Source organism: Mesorhizobium sp. WSM4846 (assembly GCF_055811415.1).
Genome location: NZ_JBVVPZ010000003.1, coordinates 230,256 through 250,663, shown reverse-complemented (window position 1 = coordinate 250,663; position 20,408 = coordinate 230,256). Strand labels below are relative to the sequence as shown.

Below are 20,408 nucleotides of genomic sequence, written 5' to 3'. Positions count from 1 at the left end.
GCCTTACCGCTCGAGATTCTTTACGCTGGACGACAGGAGCTTCAGATTGTTGGCCACGGTCGGATCGTTGGGCGCCAGCTCATAGGCCTTGAGGAAACTGCTGCGCGCGTCCTGCAGCTTGCCGCGCAGCAGGTAGGAATAGCCGACATTGTTGTAATATTCGGGCGTCCCGCCGACCAGCCGGTAGGCTTGGCGATAGGCGTGGTCGGAGAGGTCGAAGCGGCGGATGCGATCGCTGGAGGCGGCCAAGCCCATCCAGGCACCGCCATCGTTGGGCGCCAGTTGCGTCGCCTTGTAGAACAGGGCGCCGGCATTGCCGTAGTTTTCCGCGCGGAACTGGTTCTTGGCTTCGGCAACAGCCTGGTCGGAGGCATAGTACTCGACGTCGCTGACCGTCTTCAGACCGTCGAAAGCATCGCCAAAGGCTGTCACATCACCTTTCGAGGGCTCGTTGGTGCGGACGACGCCGCTATCAGCCGTCTGACAGCCGGAAAGCACGATGAGCAGCAAACCGGCTACGGCCGCGAGGCGCATTGGCCCTGTCATTTCGTCCCCCAAAAGAGTTCTCTCCGACTCTGTATTTCGACCAAAGCACAGACGTGCCTAGAAGAAAACACCCCTCATGCGAATGATCACCGGCAACATGATGATCATCATCACCACCGGGAAGATGCACAGTCCCAAGGGGATCATCATTTTGACCGGCAGCGAATTGGCACGCTCCTCGGCACTCAGAATTCTCTGGCTGCGCATTTCGTCGCTATAGACGCGCAGAGCCTCGGTCAGGCTGGTGCCGAGTTCTTCCGATTGCCGAAACAGCACTGCCAAAGCCCGCGCTTCGTCAAGTCCGACGCGGTCAGCGAGTTCGCGCAGTGCTTCCCGCAACGGCTTGCCGGCCCGCAGTTGCAGCGTCATGATCGACAGTTGAATGCCTAGCCATTTGTGCGTGCCGGCCAGTTCCTGGCTCACGCGCTCGACCGCCGCCTCCAGGCTCATGCCTGCGTCGGCACAGGTTATCATCATGTCCATGAAATCAGGAAAACCGCGGCGGTAGACCTGCTTTTGTCGTTTCTCGAAGCGATCGAGCATGACGCTTGGAACCACGAGACAGGCGAGCCCGAACAAGGCGGAACCGATCAACGGTACCAAACTGGGGAGTTGCGCTGGGAGCACCCGCGATAACAGCGCATAGGCGGCCAGAAAGCCGACACAGACCGCGCCAAGCCGCGACAAAGTATAAATGAGCGGAGCGCTCGATTGATAAAAGCCGGCGCGGAAGAGCTTCGCGTCCAAGGCGCTGGGTTGGTCCCGCTCCTTTTCGATTGATCGAAAATATGCATCGACTGGCCGCTGCGCTGCGATCTTGGCAAGCTGTTCCTGTCCAACGAGCGAACGGCGATCGGCAATACCTTCAGCCATCAGGCTTTGTGCGACCAGCTTCCGCGTCTGCAGTGCCGGCAAAAAGACGAGGGAGCCGAACAGGAACAGGGCCACCGCCGCCACGAAGACGGCAATGGAGACCAGAACGCTGAGATCCTGAATAGCCGAAAACAAGATTATGTCTCGCACCTGTCAGAAGTCGAAATTGACCATTCGATACATGATAAAGTCACCAAACAGCGCCCACGTCCCGAAAATCAGGAACACAGGAAAGATGATCGGATCGCCCCAGACGGTGCCGTAGTAGGCCGGGGCAACAAGCTGGAGCGTCAGGAACATCACGATCGGGAACAGCGAGATGATCCATGCCGATACACGGCCTTCGGCCGAAAGCGCCCTGATCTTCATCCTGAGTTTCTGCCTTTCGCGCAGCACTGACGAAAGATTGGACAGGATCCCAGTCAAATTGCCGCCGGTCTTGGCCTGGATCGACAGCGATACCGACAATAGATGAAGGCCCTCGAAGCCGACACGCTGCGAAAGTTTCCGCACCGCCTGTTCCATGCTGAGGCCAAAGGTAATCTCGTCGGAAACGATGCCGAATTCGGTACCGAGCGGATCGGGCATTTCGCGGGCGACGAGACCAACCGCCACGGAAGCTGGATGTCCGGCGCGCAGCGAACGAACGATCATGTCGAGTGCGTCAGGGAGTTGCTTCGCGAATTTCTGTATCCGCTTGTTGCGAGCGCGGCGAAGAACCAGAAGCGGCAGCACAAATCCGACAACTACAAAAACAATGGACGACACCAAGGTCGAGAAGCCTAGAAATATCGAGAGCAGCAACGCCGGTGCCAGCCCTGCTAGAAGGAACTTCGCGGCGAAAGACAGCGGATTCCCGGTAATGCCGGACTGGGTATAGAGCCTGTTCAGCCAGATCAGGCCAAAGAGAAAGTCGCCCGAGGCTGTCAGCCCGCGCTCGCGCAGCAATCCTTGCAGGGTCCGTTCGGCCGGAACGTCATCAGCAAGCCGCCTCAGCCGATGGTTGATCGCGCCAATCCGTGACCGGCTCTTGGCAAAAGAAAGATACATAGCCTCGCCGGCGAGAATAACCGATGCCGCCGCAAGCACGTAAATAAAGTAGAGCAAAGTCTGACCGGTAGGCATCAGAGGGCAACCTGCGGATTGAAAGCATCCTTGGCGAAGTGGTGGCCCAACGTTGCTGCCTCCGGGGCAAAGCGTGGACGGACGCCAGTAGCGCGAAAATCGCCGATGATCTTTCCTTCCGGCGTCACCTCCCGGCGAACAAAATGGTAAATTTCCTGAAGCTGGACGACATTGCCTTCCATGCCGGTCAGTTCGGAGATGGAAACGACACGCCTGCCACCGTCCGCAAGACGCTGCGTCTGCACGATGATGTCGATGGCCGACGCGATCTGCGCTCGAATGGACTCATGGGTCATCGGCATGCCGGCCATGCCGACCATCTGTTCCAGCCGCGATATTGCATCGCGCGGCGTGTTGGCATGGATTGTGGTCATCGAACCTTCATGGCCGGTGTTCATCGCCTGCAGCATGTCGAAGGCTTCCTCGCCGCGAACCTCGCCGACGATGATGCGGTCGGGCCGCATGCGCAGCGCGTTCTTAAGCAGTTCGCGCTGGCGGACCTCGCCTTTTCCCTCGACATTGGGCGGACGCGTCTCCAGCCGGCCGACATGCGGCTGCTGCAGTTGCAGTTCCGCGGCGTCCTCGATGGTGATCAGGCGCTCCCTGGCCGGGATATAGCTCGACAGCGCGTTGAGCAGGGTGGTCTTGCCGCTGCCGGTGCCGCCTGAAACCAGGATCGACTTGCGTGCCTGCACGGCAATGCGCAGAAGATCGATCATCGGCTGGCGGATTGAATTGAACACCATCAGACGTTCGAGCGAATAGGGATTCTTCGAGAATTTGCGGATCGACACCAATGGGCCGTCGACCGAGATCGGCCGCACCGCGATGTTGACACGCGAGCCGTCTTCCAGTCGCGCGTCGACCATCGGCGCCGATTCATCGACGCGCCTGCCGATGGCCGAAACGATCTTGTTGATGACGCGCAGCAGGTGCGCCTCGTCGCGAAAGCGGATTTCGGTCTCCTCGATCATGCCGCGCCGCTCGATGAAGACGCGCTTATGGGTATTGATTAATATGTCGGTGATCGAGTCGTCCTTGAGCAGCGGCTCGATCGGCCCCAGCCCGAGCATCTCGTCGGCGGTCTCGCTGGTCAGCCGATCGAGTTCGCGAGCATTCAGCGGCACGGCGCGAGCGCGCACGAATTCGCGCACGATCGGCCGGATCTCGTTAAGGATTTCGTCCTTCGATGCGGTTTCAAGTGTGGCAAGATTGAACCGGTCGATCAGGTGACTGTGCAGTTCAACCTTGAGCGTCAGGAAATGGTCGCCATTCGATTCGGTGTCGGCTGCAGGGGAAAGCGCCGGCGCAACAGGCAATACCGCAATCGGCTCAAGCTTTGGCTCAATCCGCGGTTCGCCTGGCCCTTTTGTGAATCGACCCAGCATGACGCTTCCCCCGTTTAGTCCCCACGCTGAAACTAAGCGTTAACCAAGCTTGGCACAAGCGCCAGCCGCACCATGCAACTTAATACTTCAGACATAGTTAAGATCAAGCATCAGAAAACGCGACGTTTATTTGGTCAGCGCCGCTGTCCTAGGGAAAACGAGGACTCGCATTTCAATGCACAGTGCTTTTCTGCCACAAAGGCGTCATGGAGCCCACCTAAGGCCTTAGATATAAAGGGATATGCAGCATCGCTAATGCTGCCCCACTTCCGCCATACCACGGCCAAATTGTGAACGAATGGTTAAGACGGGTTGAAAAACGAGCCGAATCAATGTTTTGGTCCGCCTGAGGTCGGGCAATATTCTTGCCAAATCATGTATAGGAAAGTTAAGCAATCGTTAATCCCATTTGACTCTGATTTTCGTCGGGACTTAGATCGAGATGACGGGGGATGCTTGGGTATGGATTTCATCCTTGGCTCGTCTCGTCGGGTTCAAACCTCCAAAGGGAGAAATTGGCATGAAGAAGCTCATGACGATGACCCGGCAGTTCCGCGACGACGAAAACGGCGCTGCTATGGTCGAATATTCCATCCTTCTCGGCATCATCGCTGTTGCGGTCGTTCTGACCGTTATTGCCATCGGCGGCTGGGTCACGGGTCGTTTCGCGGGTCTCTGCACCGCGCTCGACGGCACGAGTGTTGGCACCTGCAACGCGGCTGCGGGCACAGGAAGCTGACCGCCTAATCACAATTCAGGCCCGGATCGTCCGATCCGGGCCTGAATTCAATCTCGGCAGACGAATTCCCGCACTGTGGGCTTGGGGCTTGGGTCTATGCGCGCCAATACAGTTATCATGATCGTTCTCGCCGGCGTGTTCGGCGTTCTGGCGGTGGTGCTTGCCAATATCTGGCTGGCCAGCCAGCGCAGCGCCATGGCGAAGGGAGATGTCCAACGCGACACGGTCGTCGTGGCTGCCGTCGCGCTGAAATTCGGAGACACGCTCACCGCCGATAAGTTGCGCGAAATTGCATGGCCGGCGGGTGCGGTTCCGGCCGGCGCGTTCAAGACGACCAAAGAAGCCCTGGCCGGCGACGGCACAAAACAGGCGCTGCAAGCGATCGGCACTAACGAGCCCATTCTCGCAACCAAGATCACCGGTCCCGGCCAGCGCGCCACGCTTTCGGCGGTGCTCGGCGAAGGTATGAAAGCTGTTTCTATCAGGGTCAACGATGTGCTCGGCGTCGCCGGATTTGTCTTCCCCGGCGACCGGGTCGACGTGCTTTTGACGCGTACGGCGCGTGGCGAAGGCGGCGCGGACAGAAGTTTTGTCGACGTGCTGCTGCAGAGCATGAAGGTGCTCGCCGTCGACCAGGTCGCCGACGAGAGCACGGAGAGCCCGACTGTGGTGAAATCGGTGACGCTCGAGGCCAGCACCAGGGACGCCCAGAAGCTTACCCTGGCCGCCGGTGCCGGCCAGTTGTCGCTAGCGCTTCGCCAGGCCGCCGCCAGCAGCGGCGAAACGACCGAACGCGTCACGCTTTCCGACCTGACCGGCGACACGCCGGCCGACGTCGCCGCAAGGCAGGCCGAACTCGCCAAGCAGGCAATAGCCGAGGCTGAAGCCGCAGCCGAACGTAAGCGCGCGGACGACAAGATCAATGGGCTGACCCAGGCCGTGGAACGGGTGGGAAGCAGGCTCGACCTGTTGAGCAGCGCAAAACCCGTTCCGGCAGTGGCCTCAGCACCCCAGGTGCAAGAAGTGGTTAAGGAAGTGATCAAATATGTGCAGCCGGAGCCGCCGGCGCGTGCGACAATCGGCGTCTTCAGGGGTGTGAAGCTCGAATCCTACGACGTGCCGCGACAAAAATAACGCTAGGGTATTGCCGAACGAATCGGCAAGGGGGGTAGTCTAGATGCGCATGTTCCGGGGACCACTGGCGGCTGCCGCGCTGGCCTGTTCGGTCATGTTACTGCCGATCGATCTTGCTGCTCATGCAGCCGATCGCAAGATCGATGTATCGAACCCCAGCGTCCACCGCATTTTCCTGCCCATGTCGCAGTCGGTGACGATCCAGGTGAACGCCACGCTGGGCGACATCGTCGTCGGCGACGAGAAGATCGCCGACGCCCAGCCAATGACCGACCGGACGCTCTATGTCATCGGCAAGACCGCCGGCACCACCACCGTCAACCTCTTTTCAGAAGACAAGCGCTCGCTTGGCGTGATCCAGATCGAGGTCGGCGTCGACGTGAGCGACATGGCGCAAGCGATCCGGCAGGTGGCGCCCAGGTCGCGCATCGATATCGGTTCTATCAACGGCAAGGTCAGGCTTGGCGGCCATGTCAAGGACGGCGCCACGCTGGCGGCGATCATGGAGGTCGCCCAGCAATATGGCCCCGACGCGATCATAAACGCAGTGACCGTCGACGATAGCCAGCAAGTAAACCTCGAAGTGCGGGTGCTGGAGGCCAAGCGCAATGCCGGCCGTGATCTTGGCGTCTCGATCAGGAGCACCAATGGCAGCGGCACGACCCGCACCGGGACGGGGATTGCCGCCGTCGATGAGGACAATGTGGTGCTGGGGCCGGGCGGTCTGCTTACCGGCCTTCTTTCGAACACCAACCCGTTCGCGGCGCTGATCACCCGCGTCATCGACAGCAACATCAAGGTCGACCTGATCATCGAGGCGCTCGAGGCCAAGGGCGTGGTGCGCACCCTAGCCGAACCCAACCTCACCACTCTTTCCGGTGAGGTTGCCAGCTTCAATGCCGGCGGCGAAGTACCTATCCGCGTCGACGACGGTGATGGCGAGATCAGCATCGAATACAAGCAGTTCGGCGTCAATCTGCTGTTCACGCCGGTCGTGCTCGCCAACGACAAGATCAACATCAGGTTGGCTCCGGAAGTCAGCGACCTCACCGGCTTCACCACCGCCGGTGACCCGATCTTCACCAACCGCAAGCTGTCTACCGTCGTCGAGTTGCGCGACGGCCAGAGCTTCGCGGTCGGCGGTCTTTTGTCCAGCAAGAACACCAAGATCCAGCGGCAGGTGCCGTGGCTCGGCCAGGTCCCGATCGTCGGGACGCTGTTCCGGAATTCAAGCAACCAGAAGGAAGAGACCGAACTGGTCGTGATCGTGACGCCGCGTATTGTGCGGCCGGTAAAGCCCGGGGAACAACTGGCGACGCCGTTCGACAAGACGCGGCCCGCCAACGACCCGGAACTCTTCATCCTCGGTCAGCTCGAAGTGACCAAGGACATGGTTCGCAAATATGAACTGGGCGAAGGCGTGGTCGGCCCCTATGGCCACATGCTCGACCTGAAATCCAAGGACAAGATGATCTATGTCAAAAAGAAATAGCGCCTTGATCCTGCTTTTGTGCGCCGGCGGGCTGACGGGCTGCGCCGCCGACTACCTGAACAATTACGAAACGGTGACACTGGCTGCCGGCGACACGCAGAAATACAATTCGCTGCTGCAGACGGTCGATCCGCTCAATCCGGCCTCCAGGAACACGGCGATCGAAGGCGACGGCGCGCGCGCTGCCGCTGTTGCCCAGAGTTACAAATTTCCACCACCACCACCGCCGCCGCCGGCCATAACGGTCAACGTCGGCAACACCGGGGTTGAATAGAAGGGTGCGGGTTTAGCGTCAGGCAAAGCGACTGGCGTCAGGGGAGCAAGGGCCATGCTGCGGATTGTTCGCGCGTTCTGGCACGATCAGAGGGGAATAGCGCTGATACTGGTCAGCATCACGCTGCCGGCGATCATCGGCTTTTCCCTGCTGGCGATCGATATGAGCCGGGTCAACAACCTTCACAACGATCTTCAGAAGGGGGCGGATGCGTTTGCGCTCGCGGCGGCAGCGGAACTGGACGGAAGCAGCGGTTCCTGGGCGCGGGCCGAACGCGCTATGGCGACACTCGTAGACAATGAAAGCAATTTCTCCACGGCAGGCAGGTTCACCCTTACCTCCGGTCAGCCGGGGGGCACACAGCCCTGCAACAATGCTGGCAACATTTCCTGGTGCTTCCTCAAGGCGATCCCTGCCAACGACGGAACTAGGATTACAGCGGCCAATCAGGCCAACTATCTTGCGGATGCCATCCAGGCTGTCGGAGAGGCGGAAACACGGTTCATCCAGGTGACAGTCGCTCCCCAAGGGTTTGCCGCGATCTTTCCCGCCTCATTTGTGACATCCGGCGCCAGCGACAGCTTCAATGTCGGGGCAGTCGCGGTAGCGGGCTTCACCTCCGGCGTCTGCGATTTCACACCGGTCTTCATGTGCAACCCCTATGAGATGGTGAACGGGACAAACAATGCCGGCGGCTATACGCTTGAGCAGGCCGTTGCCAATCCGGCCGTCCGTCGCAGGCTGATCGAACTGCGGAAGGTCGGAAACGGGGCTGCCGCTGGTCCAGGCAACTTTGGCTTCCTCGAGCCCCCGCAAGGCGTCGGAAACGGAGCTCAAGCGCTGGCCCAGACGATCGCGACGTCAACCCCGGTCGGCTGCTACAATGCCGAGAACGTAACGACGAAGACCGGTCAGAATGCCGGCCCGGTGCAAGATGCCTTCAACGTTCGTTTCGGGATTGGAGCCAACGGTAACCACTTCGACAGCCCCGAGTACGGTCCGGCCGCCAATGTCCGAAAGGGGGCGATACAGACCACCGGCAGCACTAATCAATGCCCTTCCATGAACAAACTTTCATTCACCGAAGCCGGAACGATGGGCCTTCCGCGCGACGCGACCACTCCGTATCTGGGCGGCCGGATGGGCGACGGAAATTGGAATTTCTCTGGCTATTGGAGCACCAACTTCGGTTCAGCTAGCTATCCATCTTCATGGAATACGACCAAGCCGACGCGCTATGAGGTGTACCGTTACGAGATATCGGCCGGGTTGGTGGGCACCGCATCGACCGGTGGAGAGATTGGGACACCGTCGGCAGCTTGCCAACCGCCTGTCACCACAGTTGATCGTCGGCTGCTTTATGGCGCGATCCTGAACTGCAATGCGCTCGAAGCAGCGGGCCACGATCTGTCCGGTCACAGCACTAATCTGCCCGTCGAAGCCTTTGCCAGCTTCTTCCTCACTGAACCTGTTCCCTCGGCGTCTGAGGACGCGTCGGTGATGGTCGAACTGGTCGACGTAACCGGCGGTGCCGGCCAGGGCACGCTCGACAGTTTCCTCCGCGACGAAGCTCAGCTTTACCGGTGATGGCGATGATCGGAGGGCTGTACCATCATCTCCACAGATTTCGACGCGAGCAGCGCGGCACGGCTCTCGTAGAAATGGCGCTGATCGCACCACTGATGCTGGCGTTGTCGGCGGGCGTGTTCGAGTTCGGCAATCTGATCCACAAAAAGCTGCTGATGGAGGCTGGCCTGTCGGACGCGGCGCGCTTTGCCGCGCGCTGCAACAGCCAGCTGTACACCAAGGCCGGGCTAGCGGCGATCAACTGCGCAGATATCGCCACCAACATCGCGGTATTCGGCGATGCCGCGGGGACAGGGAGTGCGCGCATTGCCGGCTGGCAGAAGGCGAATGTGACAGTGACCATTGCCGCCTCAGGCTCATGCCATGACGCGGTGGTCGCAGGTGTCACCCGATATCGCGCTACAACTGCACAGGTCTGCATCGTCAGGGCGGCGGGGACGTTGGCCTATAGCGGCATCGGAATGCTGTCGCTGGTCGGCATCGGGCCGATGACCCTCAATGGCTTTCACGAGGAGCGGTTGATCCGGTTCTGATCATGATCAGGCGTTTCGCAAAATCGGAAGACGGCGCGACGATGGTGGAGATGGCCATCGTATCTACACTGCTGTTTACTGTTGTCCTCGGCTTCGTCGATTTCGGTTACGCCCTCTATCAGTGGAACGCCGCCAACAAGGCCGTCCAGTTAGGCGCGCGCCTGGCGTCTATTTCCGACCCGGTTGCCACCGCGCTTGCGACGGCCGCACCGACGACGACACCGGGCGCTCCGGTCATCGCTGCGGCCTACGGACCATTCACCTGCACTTATACTGCTGGCACAGGGGCTTGCAGTAATGGCGGCACCTTCAATGCCGCCAATTTCAGCCGTATCTTTCGGGGCGACACGACAGTCACCAATGACGATGCCTGTCCGATCATCACCCCAGCCCAGCAACCCACTACGCGGCCTGGAATGTGTCATTTCTTTCCTGGCTTGCGGCGCGACAATGTTGTCATCGCGTATTCCGCCACCGGCTTGGGCTACCAGACCCGGATGGGCGGTCCGGTGCCGACAATCACCGTCCGCCTGCAGAACCGGACCTTCCAGTTCTTCTTCCTCGGCGGCCTGCTCGGGTTCGGAAATCTCACCATGCCCTCCATGCTGAGCACGGTTACAGGCGAAGACCTGAGGAGCACATCGCCATGAACGCCATCAACACCAAGGTGTCCCCGACCAAACGAAAGCAGGTGGCCCTGTTTTCGTCGGATCCGCAGTTCAAGCGCGAGGTGGCGACGCGGCTCGATGCGCTGGCCATCTACGATGTCAGGATTTCCGAGACGGCTGACTTCCTCAAGGGCCCGCCCCCCGAGACGCGCCCGGGCATCGTCATCCTCGACCTGGCCAATGGCGAGTTGCTCGGCGAGCCCGGCATCGTCGCGGCGCGCGCCTTGTGGGCGACCGTGCCGCTGATCGCGGTCTCCGACGAATTGACCTCCGAACAGACGCGCATCCTGGTTCGCATGAACGCCTCGGACTGGCTGCACAAGCCGCTCGACGCCAAAGAACTGCTGAACGCGGTCACCTTCCACGACACCGGCAACCAGGGTACAAAGAGCCGCATCATCACTTTCATCAGCGCCAGCGGCGGCGCCGGCGCCACGACGATCGCTCTGTCGGCGGCGGAATACCTGGCCTCGAAATCCACCGAACGGGCGGCTTCGACCTGCCTCGTCGACCTCGATTTCCAGAGCGCCAATTGCGGCGCCTATCTCAACCTGTTCAACCAGTTCGACCTGGCCGGCATTATCGGCCAGCCGGAAAGGCTCGATGTCGAACTGATGGACGTCATCAAGCTCGCTCGCCCGTCCGGCCTGACCCTCTATTCATTCGAGAGGCCGCAACTGCCGTTTGAGCCGCAGGGCGCCGATTTCGTGTTCCGGCTGCTGGACCTCGTCGCCTACCGGTTCGACGACATCGTCATTGACCTGCCGAATATCGAAACCCCCTGGCAGAATTCCGTGCTTTCGACGAGCGACGAGATCTTCATCGTCTTCGAGCTCAATGTCGCCTCGCTGCGGCAAGGCAAGCGGCTCTACACGAAGATCCGCGAACTGCGCGGCAATTCGGTGAGCATCACGCTGGTCGCCAACAAGCATAAGCGCAAATGGTTCGGCAACCACTTTTCGCGCAGCGAACTCGAGAAGATCTTCAAGGCGCCGCACATCAAGTCGGTCGGCCTGGACAATGCGCTGCTGACCGACGCGCTGAACCGGGCCATCCTGCCTTCCGAAGTGGACGGGCGGGCGCGTTTCAACAAGGACCTGAAGCGGATGTTCAAAGAGCGGCTCGATGACGCAGCCCGGTAGATACCGCATCGTCCCGAGGCTTGCCGGCGCCTGCGTCATCGGACTGGCCTTGGGGATGCCGGCCTGGGAATTCGCCCAAGCCCGATCCGCGCTGTCCGACCGGCCGCCGCTGCCGGCAATGGGTCCCAGCCTGCGCAAGGCGGTTGCTCTCCAAACGGCCGAACGGCCCGGCACGATCATCATCCGCAAGGACGAGAAGGCGCTTTATCTGGTGACCCGGCAGGGCCGGGCGCTGCGCTACCAGATCAGCGTCGGGCGCGACGGCTTTGGTTGGACCGGCATCGTCAAGGTCGGGGCGAAAACGGAATGGCCGGAATGGCGCCCGCCCAGGGAAATGCGCGCCCGCCAGCCGGAGCTGCCGGAAATGGTGCCCGCCGGTCCCTACAATCCGCTCGGCGCCAGGGCACTCTATCTGCTGCGGGACGGGCGCGACACGCTCTACCGCATCCACGGCACCAACGATCCCAAGGGCATCGGCTTCGACGGAACATCGGGATGCTTCCGTCTTACCAACACTGATGTGATCGATCTTTTCAAGCGCGTCTCGGTCGGCGCAAAGGTGGTGGTCCAATGACGATGATCAGCGACCTGGATATGCCGGCAATCGACATTGGGCCGGCAACCCACACTGAAGATCAAGCTGCAGTGGGGAAACCGAGCAATGCAAGGATGATCGGCGTTGTCGCCGCCGGCGCCTTGCTGATCACGGCGGTGAACGTAACGGCCGCGGTCTATTTCTACCGCGGCATCAACGATCTGCGCCTTGTCGAACGGCGGCTGGAACAGCTCGGATCGTTCGAGCAACGGATCGCAGCCCGGCTCGATACGGTCAACAACGGCTTTCAAAGCCGGTTCGAAAAACTGGACAGTCAACTGCAGGGCAGCTTCAACGAAGTCAAAGGCAGTATTGCCCGGCTTGAACAGGAGCTGCCCCTGGACAGTGACGACGACATGTCGAGCATTGCGGAGCCTTCCGTGATCACGACCAGCACCATGGCGGAAGCAGCCACCGATCTCGAAGAAGCGACCGAACCCAGTATCGTCGATGTGCCGCGCCCGCTCAAAAGGAAGATCGCCGCGGCGCCCCCTCCCCCGAACGCCTCCTACCAGCGCATAGTGCAGCCTGACGGCAAGGTCCATTACAAGAAAATCAACTAGTTCCTCTCTACAGAGGATTTGGTTCTTAGCCTGAAAGGGACTGTCGACGGTCGCTGTCGGCCGGCCTTCAGCCGCCAATCTCCAACCCAACGTCTGCGATCAGCCCAAACACCTCAACTTCGTCATCCCAGGGTCTGCGCCGCGTCGCTTCGCTCCTTGCTCCGCCCTGGGATGACGAAGTTGGCACGGCTGTGCCCCGGGGTCCTAGAGATCCCGCTGCAGAGCAATAAGCCGTACGGCGAGCGCTTCGGAACGCTGTCGCGCTTCGCAGAGAAACGCAAAATGACAGTAGGCGCAGGCTGCAGTGCCGAGACCCAGCACCAGACTGTTCTGCCATGTGAAATCGAGCACCAGCGAGAATGGATGGCCGCTGGGCGCGGTGAACGCCGCTATCGTGCTCGCTGTTTCAGAATGGCTGCTGGAAGCGATCATCAGCCCGGCGAAGAGCAGAGCGGCGTGGTTGGCAAGGAAGAACGCGGCCGACTTTCTCGTCCGGCAAGCCATCCAGCAGAGGATCGATGCGGCGATCAGGATAGCGGCATCAAGGACCATTGAACCGCCGAGATAGAGGTCGACCTGCTGCCAGAACATCGTGGCCAAAGGGCGCAACTCAGCCCAGATCCGCCACAGGGCAGGGCTGGCCGGATAGGTTCCGAGCAGGAACGTCGCTGCTCGTTCCCCTGCCAGAATGAGAAGAATGAGAGCCGGGAAGGCAAAAAGCAGTAGCGGCTTGCGCGTCATGTTCCCTCGCCAATCGACAAGCAGAATAGACTGCAAAGATTGCGCGAGGCTTAAGGAAAGCGCCGCGAACAGCATTGATCACAGGCGCAGGCGCTTGCCGCAACCGCAGCGAGCGCCCGTTTTATGTGCCATTTTTGCTACATTCCCGAAACTTATGGCCCGAATTCGGTTCTTAGCCGGCCCTAGATCAACAAACACTCACGTATTCGAAGAATCTGTCGGATAATTTGTCAAAGCTTCGGTGAGAAGGCTTGGCCATAAAAAGTACCGGGCAGAAGCGTGGGTGGGGTAGAAACGAATACGATAATCAAAGTGGCCATTGGCAAGCGCCTTGGCCTCCTGATCACATTTGCGATTTCGACGATCGAACGGGATGGCGAGGCTTATCCGATCATCCCGGGCGTGATCTGCTCTGTCGACATCAAGACCAGCCGCAAGACGATCCTGAGTTCCCTTTTGAAGCCGATCAACAAGGCGCGTCAGGAGGCCATGAGTGAGCGCTAGCGCCACCTCTCCCTCCACCAATACCGATCAGCGACTCCTGCCGCTCGCCAAGGAGGATTTTGGCCTGGAATTTCGAGTTGTGGCGCGTGGCGGAACACGCCGCGGGATCCGTCTGGAGCGGGCTTTTTGGATATCGCTGAAGCAGATGGCTGAGAGCCGGAAGTGCTCGATCGGCATGCTCATAGATGAGATAGCCGGAGTTCAGGCACAGAGTGGCAATCTGACATCGGCGATCCGGGTAGCCTGCATACGCGGACAGGCGAAGGAAAACGTGACGTTGAGTAAGCTCGCGTCAATAACGACAATTAACGCCATACTGGTTGCCTGCCCCTCGCCTGCATTTGCCTTGACGTCATCGAAGAAGATCCTGACTTTCAATGTTCCGTTCCAGCAACTGGTGAAGCGCCAACTGCCTTCCGGACCAAAGGACGATGCGCGGCACGACCTCAAGCTGGCGTTGGACCTCAACGTCGCCGACATTTTTGCGCGCCTCGACATCAACGGTGAAACGCCGGTCACCAGCGGATTTGTCCTCGGCACGGGCGAACGTCGGTACCGTGGTCAATTGAACGTCGTGCGGGCGCCGGTGATCGAGCCGGAGCTGCTGATGGCGTTCGTCTTCGGCTGACCGGTTCCGGCGGTACTGAACGGTCAATCCTGGCCGAAGACGCTTCGCACTGCATTGCCTCAACCCGAGAAGCGGAGCGCATCGACGAGCAGGGCGAAAGCCGGCGACGCTTGGCGACGGCTTGGATAGTAGAGGTGATATCCCGGCCAGGGCGGGGACCACTCCTTAAGCACCCGCATCAGGCGGCCGCTTTCCAGATGACGCTCCGCGACATCCTCCGGCACATAGGCGAGGCCGAAACCAGCCAGCGCCGCCTCGAGAATCTCGAGGGTGCCATTGAGGACAATCTGGCCGTCCACCCGCACCTTCAGCTCGCGACCATCGCGCTCGAAATCCCAGGCCCAAAGCCCGCCATTGATGGAAAAGCGCTGGTTGATGCAAACGTGTTCGGTCAGCTCCTGCGGCGTCGTTGGCGGCGGCCGCCTGGCGAAATACGACTTCGTCCCGACGACGGCGAAGCGGATGTCCGGTCCGACGCGCACCGCGATCATGTCTTTTGCAACACGCTCTCCCATTCGCACGCCCGCGTCGAACCGTTCGGCAGCAATATCCGTCAGTGCGTTGTCGAGGAAGACCTCGACGGTGACGTCGGGATAGTCCGGCAGGAGCTTCGCCAGCTTCGGCCAGATGACGGCGTTGAGCGCGTGATCGCTTGCCGTGAGGCGAATGGTGCCGGCGGGCTTCTCCCGCAATTCGCTCAATGCTTCGACCTCGGCCTCGATCTCCTCAAAGCGCGGGCCGATATTGCGCAGCAGCCGCTCGCCGGCCTCTGTAGTCGAAACGCTTCGGGTCGTTCTCGTCAGCAGCCGAATGCCCAGCCGCTGTTCCAGATCGCGGACCGTGTGGCTGAGCGTGGACTGCGAAATTCCGAGCTGCGCAGCGGCGCGCGTGAAGCTGCCCTCCCGCGCAACCGCCAGAAAGGCCAGAAGCATATCTGTTCGTCCGCGCTGCATTTATGGTTTCGCCCCATAAGTTTGGGCGGATTATACGGACTAATCGAGGGAACTGCACACACTCAATCGATCGCGATTGCCGAGAGCACCGCAAATTTCCCGGACGGTGGCGCGAACCCGTCTGAGCAATGACGATGAAGGAAGAACCGGCGGCAGTTCATTCGCGTCGCTGCCATTCATGGCCCCGACCGATAGGTCCTATCGGGGAGCGGGCGCTAATCAAGGCGCCTCAAGCGCCCTAAGCTTTTAGCGTCGCACACGCACCCAGCGTGTCTTCGGGCCGGGGGCCATCCATATCTTGGGCCGCGAATTTGGCGGATCATCACGAAAGCGACAATCGACATGTCTGATAGCCAAAGAACTTCGACAGCCAGTTCGGACATAACGCGCCGGGAGCTCATGCAAGCGGCTGCTGTGACTGGCGGTGCTCTTTTAGGAGAACAATTCGTGCCCGGAGCTATATCTCCGGCGCTGGCACAGGCTGCCGGCGCCGCGACGGCGCCGCTCGATGTGTCGCTGCGCATCAACGGGACGGAGCACCGGCTTTCGCTCGACCCGCGCACGACGCTGCTGGATGCGCTGCGCGAGCACCTGCATCTGACGGGCTCGAAGAAGGGCTGCGGCCTCGGCCAGTGCGGCGCCTGCACGGTGTTGATGGATGGCATGCGCGTGAAGGCGTGCCTCTCGCTCGCGGCGCTCGCTCAGGGCCGCGAAATCAAAACCATCGAAGGATTGGCGCAGGGCGATGAACTCCACCCGTTGCAGGCGTCCTTCATCGAGCGCGATGCCTTCCAGTGCGGCTATTGCACGTCGGGGCAGATCATGGCCGGCGTCGCCTGCATCAGCGAAGGCCATGCCGGGTCGCCGCAGGAGATCCGCGAATGGATGAGCGGCAATCTGTGCCGTTGCGGCGCCTACGACCATATCGTCGCGGCCATCCAGGACGCGGCTGCCGTGTCCAACTCGTCGCAGGAGGGCTGAGCCATGCATCCCTTTGTGCTCGAACGTCCGCGGGATCTCTCTGCCGCACTCAGCTTCGGCGCTCAAGCCGGCCGCAATGATGCGCCGGTCGAATACATCGCCGGCGGCACCGACATGGTGCAGCTTCTGCAGGAGAATGTCCGCCGACCGGATCGGCTTGTGAGCCTCGCGGGAGTTCTCGACGACGGCATCGAGATCGGTCCGCAAGGCCTGAGGCTTGGCGCCGCCGCCACGATGGCGGAGGTGGCCGCCCATCAAGCTGTGGTCGAGCAGTTCCCTCTGATATCCCAGGCGCTGCTGAATTCGGCGAGCCCGCAGGTCCGCAACCAGGCGACCATGGGCGGCAATCTGCTTCAGCGCACACGCTGTCCCTACTTTCGCGATGTCGGCTACGAGGCATGCAACAAGCGCGTGCCTGGCTCCGGCTGCGCCGCATTGGACGGCGAGAACCGCTGGCACGCAGTTCTCGGCACGAGCGACAACTGTATCGCCGTTCACCCGTCGGACCTCGCGGTTGCCCTGGTGGCGCTCGATGCGTCGGTCGAGCTCCGAGGAACTGGCGGTGACCGTTCCGTGCCGCTCTCCGATCTCCATCGCCTTCCCCGCGATACGCCGCACCTCGAAACCGTCCTGAAACCGGGCGAAGTGATCACCGCGATCACGGTCCCGGCCAGGGCGGCAGGACTGCGGTCTCACTATCTCAAAGTACGCGATCGCGCCTCCTTCGAGTTCGCCGTGGTCTCGGCCGCAGTCGCAATCGAGACGGACGGCGCTCGCATCCGGCAGGCCCGCGTAGCGCTCGGCGGCGTTGGAACGAAACCCTGGCGCCTGTCGAACGTCGAGACCGCTCTCGCCGGCGCCGACTTCGAGCCAGCGGTGCTCCGCCAGGCGGCGGCGCTCGCAGCAGACGGCACACGGGGTCGCGGCCACAACGGTTTCAAGATCGAACTCATGCAGCGCGCCATCGTGCGTGCGGTCGAAATCGCGGGAGCACGCGCATGACTGCTGCCTTGATCGGAAAATCCGTCAGCCGCGTCGATGGCCGCCTGAAAGTTACCGGCGCCGCGACCTATGCCGCCGAGTTTGAGGTACCCAACCTCGCCCATGCCGCCGTCGTCAGGAGCATTGTCGCGAACGGCCGCATTGCATCCATCGACACGGCGGAGGCCGAACGGGCGCCCGGCGTAATCGCGGTTGTGACGCACAGCAACGCGCCCAGGCTCGCCTACCAGCCGCATAAGGGCCTCCCGGACGCAGCCGTTGGCGAGCGCCTGCATGTGCTGCAGGACGACCGAGTGACTCACCAGGGCCAGCCGATCGCGCTGGTGGTCGCCGAGACGCTTGAACAGGCGGTTTACGCGGCGGAGGTCGTGCGGGTTACCTACCGGCACGAAGCGGCGGCCACCGACATGGAAAGCGTCGATCCAGTTCTGCCTACCGGGAAACCGGCGGAGTGGGAGATACGGCGAGGCGAACCCGACAGCGCCTTCGAACAAGCGGAATTCCGGGTCGACCAGACCTATGTGATCCCGCGCGAGAACCACAATCCGATAGAGATGTTCGCCACCATTGCCTCATGGCAGGGCGACAGCCTGACCCTGTGGGACAAGACACAATGGGTGCACAACGTCGCCGAGGAGATCGCCGCCGTGTTCGGCATCGCTGCCGAGAACGTCCGTGTCATCTCGCCCTTCGTCGGCGGCGCGTTTGGTTCGGCGCTGCGCTGCTGGCCGCATGTCACGATCGCCGCGCTGGGCGCCCGTGTAGCCGGACGGCCAGTCAAGCTGGTGCTGTCGCGGCGCGAAATGTATTACGGCGTCGGCTACCGTCCTCACACGGTGCAGCGGGCCGCGCTTGGCGCCTCCCGTGACGGCCAGCTCCAGGCCATCCGGCACGAGGGCCACCAGGAGACCTCGACCTACGAGGAGTTCACCGAGGCGCTGCTCAGCGCGACCCGGTTCCTGCACTCCTGCCCGAACGTCCACACGCGCCATCGCATCGCGCCGATGAACGTCCACACGCCGACCTACATGCGCGCGCCCGGTGAGGCGAGCGGCATGTATGCGCTCGAATCGGCCATGGACGAGTTGGCGGTCGCGCTGAACATGGATCCCATCGAACTGCGGTTGCGCAACGAGCCGGACCGGGACGAATTCAAGGACCTCCCGTTCTCGAGCCGTTCGACCAGGGAATGCTACCGGGCCGCCGCCGAGCGTTTCGGGTGGGCACAAAGGAACGCCGCGCCGCGCTCCATGCGCGACGGGCGCTCGCTGATTGGCTGGGGCATGGCCAGCGCCACCTATCCGATGAACTATACACCCGCCTCGGCCATGGCCCGGCTCTTGCCGGACGGCACTGCCGAAGTGATGAGCGCAGCGAGCGACATGGGACCCGGCACATGGACATCGATGACGCAGGTCGCGGCGGACACGCTGGGCCTGCCGATCGAGCGGGTCAAGTTCACGCTTGGCGACACCCGCCTGCCGCGCGCCCCTATCCACGGCGGTTCCATGACCATGGCGAGCGTCGGCAGTGCGGTGCAGGCGGCTTGCCGCAAGGCGCGCGACGACGCGCTGGCACGCGCCGGCTCCAACGATCTTGAAGAGGCCATGGAGCGTCTCGGCCAAGTCATCGAGGCAACGGCCAACGTCGCTCCCGGAGATGAGACGAAGCGGTTTTCCATGCACGCCTTTGGCGCCGTGTTCGTGGAGGTTGCCGTCGATCCCGATCTCGGCGAGACGCGCGTGCGGCGCATGGTCGGCGCCTATGGCGCCGGCCGCGTCGTCAACCCAAAGATCGCGCGCAGCCAGTGCATCGGCGGCATGATCGGCGGCATCGGCATGGCCCTCATGGAGCACTCGGTTGTCGACCCCCGCAACGGGCGCGTCACCAATGCCAATCTCGCCGAATACGCCGTGCCGGTGCACGCCGACGCGCCGCCTGTCATGGACGTGATCTTCGTCGACGAGCACGACCCGCACGTGAACCCGCTCGGCGTGAAGGGCCTCGGCGAGATCGCGCTGGTCGGCGTCGCGCCGGCGATCGCCAATGCCATTTTCCATGCTACCGGAAAGCGCGTCCGCGAACTGCCGATCACGCCGGACAAGCTGCTCTGACCCACCTCGTCGAAAACGGAGGGGCTTGAGACATGATCATCACCCGCAGGGACGTCCTCGCCGCGACAAGTGCTTTTGCCGCTGTGGCTGCCGCAGGCCAGGTTGGCGCAGCTTCTGTCCAAGGAAGGAATGAGACAATGAAGATCACCCGAGTTGGATCACAGCCGTCCGGCCCCGGGCCGGCCGATTATTTTACCGGAGCCGTGCGCATCGATCCGCTCTTCCAGGCGCCCGACCCGGCGCGCGTCGGTGGCGCCAGCGTCACGTTCGAGCCTGGCGCCCGCACCGCCTGGCACACGCACCCACTCGGCCAGACGCTGATCGTCACGGCCGGTCTCGGCTGGGTCCAGCGCGAAGGCGCGACGGTCGAAGAAATCCGGCCAGGTGACGTCGTCTGGATTCCGCCTGGCGTGAAGCATTGGCACGGCGCGTCTGCGACCACGGCGATGACCCATCTCGCTATCCAGGAATCGCTTGATGGCAAGCCGGTCGAATGGCTGGAGAAAGTCAGCGACGAACAATACCGCAGCTGAACGTCAGCGGCACCCGGCGTCAGCACCTCTTCCCTTCTCCCCTTGTGGGAGAAGGTGGCCGAGCGAAGCTCGGTCGGATGAGGGGTGTTCCAGCTTGGCACCGCCGCACTCCGTCCAACACCCCTCAACCGTCTTGGCGCTGCGCGCCAATCCACCTTCTCCCACAAGGGGAGAAGGGAAGATCACGCCTCGAGCCAGACCTATCGTGTCGGCATCGATCCACGCAACGAATGCTTGACCTAAAGTTAACTTGAGCTTGTAGCATTGGCTTGCATGGATGGAAGGAGCATCGG

General features: G+C 61.7%; 21 protein-coding genes and 1 pseudogene. 16 read left to right on the top strand and 6 right to left on the bottom strand.

What is annotated here, in order from left to right; translation table 11 throughout:
• Positions 1 to 3: 3 nt before the first annotated feature.
• The 4 genes from AC0L15_RS05190 to AC0L15_RS05175 are packed head-to-tail and all read right to left on the bottom strand — an operon-like array spanning position 4 to position 3,932.
• Complete coding sequence (locus tag AC0L15_RS05190; protein ID WP_473495972.1) at positions 4 to 546, bottom strand: tetratricopeptide repeat protein; 543 nt, start codon at positions 544 to 546, stop codon at positions 4 to 6.
• Between the two features lie 57 nt (positions 547 to 603).
• Entirely contained in the window at positions 604 to 1,554 is a 951-nt protein-coding gene (locus AC0L15_RS05185; protein ID WP_287246809.1) for a type II secretion system F family protein, read from the bottom strand.
• A gap of 18 nt (positions 1,555 to 1,572) precedes the next feature.
• Positions 1,573 to 2,544, bottom strand: coding sequence for a type II secretion system F family protein (locus AC0L15_RS05180; RefSeq protein WP_287238381.1), 972 nt, complete (start codon positions 2,542 to 2,544; stop codon positions 1,573 to 1,575).
• The gene (locus AC0L15_RS05175; protein WP_287238382.1) at positions 2,544 to 3,932 is read right to left on the bottom strand and encodes a CpaF family protein; all 1,389 of its coding nucleotides are present in this window, start codon (positions 3,930 to 3,932) and stop codon (positions 2,544 to 2,546) included. The genes AC0L15_RS05180 and AC0L15_RS05175 overlap by 1 nt, the downstream gene beginning before the upstream one ends.
• Before the next feature lie 520 nt (positions 3,933 to 4,452).
• Here AC0L15_RS05175 and AC0L15_RS05170 point away from each other — a divergent pair.
• The 10 genes from AC0L15_RS05170 (at position 4,453) to AC0L15_RS05125 (ending at position 12,659) form a co-directional block, all read left to right on the top strand.
• A complete protein-coding gene (locus AC0L15_RS05170; RefSeq protein ID WP_287238383.1) occupies positions 4,453 to 4,671 on the top strand; it encodes a Flp family type IVb pilin in 219 nt (72 codons plus the stop codon).
• 96 nt (positions 4,672 to 4,767) lie between these two features.
• Positions 4,768 to 5,805: a Flp pilus assembly protein CpaB gene (gene cpaB / locus AC0L15_RS05165; RefSeq protein ID WP_287246808.1), complete on the top strand. Its 1,038-nt coding sequence runs from the start codon at positions 4,768 to 4,770 to the stop codon at positions 5,803 to 5,805.
• A 43-nt stretch (positions 5,806 to 5,848) separates the two neighbouring features.
• Positions 5,849 to 7,297 carry a type II and III secretion system protein family protein gene (locus AC0L15_RS05160; RefSeq protein WP_287238387.1) on the top strand — a complete coding sequence of 483 codons (1,449 nt, stop codon included), beginning with the start codon at positions 5,849 to 5,851 and terminating at the stop codon, positions 7,295 to 7,297.
• Positions 7,281 to 7,571, top strand: a complete 291-nt coding sequence (locus AC0L15_RS05155; RefSeq protein WP_287064117.1) for a hypothetical protein — start codon at positions 7,281 to 7,283, stop codon at positions 7,569 to 7,571. The genes AC0L15_RS05160 and AC0L15_RS05155 overlap by 17 nt, the downstream gene beginning before the upstream one ends.
• 54 nt (positions 7,572 to 7,625) lie before the next feature.
• On the top strand, positions 7,626 to 9,158 hold the full coding sequence (locus AC0L15_RS05150; protein WP_287246807.1) for a TadE/TadG family type IV pilus assembly protein: 1,533 nt from the start codon (positions 7,626 to 7,628) through the stop codon (positions 9,156 to 9,158).
• A gap of 5 nt (positions 9,159 to 9,163) precedes the next feature.
• Positions 9,164 to 9,691, top strand: coding sequence for a TadE/TadG family type IV pilus assembly protein (locus AC0L15_RS05145; RefSeq protein WP_287246806.1), 528 nt, complete (start codon positions 9,164 to 9,166; stop codon positions 9,689 to 9,691).
• A gap of 2 nt (positions 9,692 to 9,693) precedes the next feature.
• The gene (locus AC0L15_RS05140) at positions 9,694 to 10,341 is read left to right on the top strand and encodes a TadE/TadG family type IV pilus assembly protein (protein WP_287246805.1); all 648 of its coding nucleotides are present in this window, start codon (positions 9,694 to 9,696) and stop codon (positions 10,339 to 10,341) included.
• A complete protein-coding gene (locus tag AC0L15_RS05135; protein ID WP_473495971.1) occupies positions 10,338 to 11,501 on the top strand; it encodes a CpaE/TadZ family protein in 1,164 nt (387 codons plus the stop codon). The genes AC0L15_RS05140 and AC0L15_RS05135 overlap by 4 nt, the downstream gene beginning before the upstream one ends.
• Entirely contained in the window at positions 11,485 to 12,075 is a 591-nt protein-coding gene (locus tag AC0L15_RS05130) for a L,D-transpeptidase (protein ID WP_287246803.1), read from the top strand. The genes AC0L15_RS05135 and AC0L15_RS05130 overlap by 17 nt, the downstream gene beginning before the upstream one ends.
• Complete coding sequence (locus AC0L15_RS05125) at positions 12,072 to 12,659, top strand: hypothetical protein (RefSeq protein ID WP_287246802.1); 588 nt, start codon at positions 12,072 to 12,074, stop codon at positions 12,657 to 12,659. The genes AC0L15_RS05130 and AC0L15_RS05125 overlap by 4 nt, the downstream gene beginning before the upstream one ends.
• Before the next feature lie 204 nt (positions 12,660 to 12,863).
• Here AC0L15_RS05125 and AC0L15_RS05120 read toward each other — a convergent pair whose 3' ends face one another.
• The gene (locus AC0L15_RS05120; RefSeq protein WP_287246801.1) at positions 12,864 to 13,475 is read right to left on the bottom strand and encodes a hypothetical protein; all 612 of its coding nucleotides are present in this window, start codon (positions 13,473 to 13,475) and stop codon (positions 12,864 to 12,866) included.
• 282 nt (positions 13,476 to 13,757) lie between these two features.
• Here AC0L15_RS05120 and AC0L15_RS05115 point away from each other — a divergent pair.
• Both AC0L15_RS05115 and AC0L15_RS05110 read left to right on the top strand, forming a co-directional pair.
• Positions 13,758 to 13,904 (top strand): annotated as a pseudogene (locus AC0L15_RS05115) (HlyD family type I secretion periplasmic adaptor subunit); the annotation flags it as partial.
• Positions 13,894 to 14,532 (top strand): ribbon-helix-helix domain-containing protein, encoded by a 639-nt coding sequence (locus AC0L15_RS05110; protein ID WP_287246800.1) that lies wholly within the window; start codon positions 13,894 to 13,896, stop codon positions 14,530 to 14,532. The pseudogene AC0L15_RS05115 and the gene AC0L15_RS05110, both read left to right, overlap by 11 nt.
• A gap of 59 nt (positions 14,533 to 14,591) precedes the next feature.
• Here the strand turns inward: AC0L15_RS05110 and AC0L15_RS05105 are convergent, their stop codons facing one another.
• Entirely contained in the window at positions 14,592 to 15,485 is an 894-nt protein-coding gene (locus AC0L15_RS05105; protein ID WP_473495970.1) for a LysR family transcriptional regulator, read from the bottom strand.
• A 342-nt stretch (positions 15,486 to 15,827) separates the two neighbouring features.
• On the opposite strand from AC0L15_RS05105, the gene AC0L15_RS05100 reads away from it, so the two are divergent.
• The 4 genes from AC0L15_RS05100 (at position 15,828) to AC0L15_RS05085 (ending at position 20,115) form a co-directional block, all read left to right on the top strand.
• Positions 15,828 to 16,466 (top strand): (2Fe-2S)-binding protein, encoded by a 639-nt coding sequence (locus tag AC0L15_RS05100; protein WP_287246798.1) that lies wholly within the window; start codon positions 15,828 to 15,830, stop codon positions 16,464 to 16,466.
• A gap of 3 nt (positions 16,467 to 16,469) precedes the next feature.
• A complete protein-coding gene (locus AC0L15_RS05095; protein WP_287246797.1) occupies positions 16,470 to 17,468 on the top strand; it encodes an FAD binding domain-containing protein in 999 nt (332 codons plus the stop codon).
• On the top strand, positions 17,465 to 19,582 hold the full coding sequence (locus AC0L15_RS05090; RefSeq protein ID WP_473495969.1) for a xanthine dehydrogenase family protein molybdopterin-binding subunit: 2,118 nt from the start codon (positions 17,465 to 17,467) through the stop codon (positions 19,580 to 19,582). The genes AC0L15_RS05095 and AC0L15_RS05090 overlap by 4 nt, the downstream gene beginning before the upstream one ends.
• A 137-nt stretch (positions 19,583 to 19,719) precedes the next feature.
• Positions 19,720 to 20,115, top strand: coding sequence for a (R)-mandelonitrile lyase (locus tag AC0L15_RS05085; RefSeq protein WP_287246796.1), 396 nt, complete (start codon positions 19,720 to 19,722; stop codon positions 20,113 to 20,115).
• Positions 20,116 to 20,408: the final 293 nt, after the last annotated feature.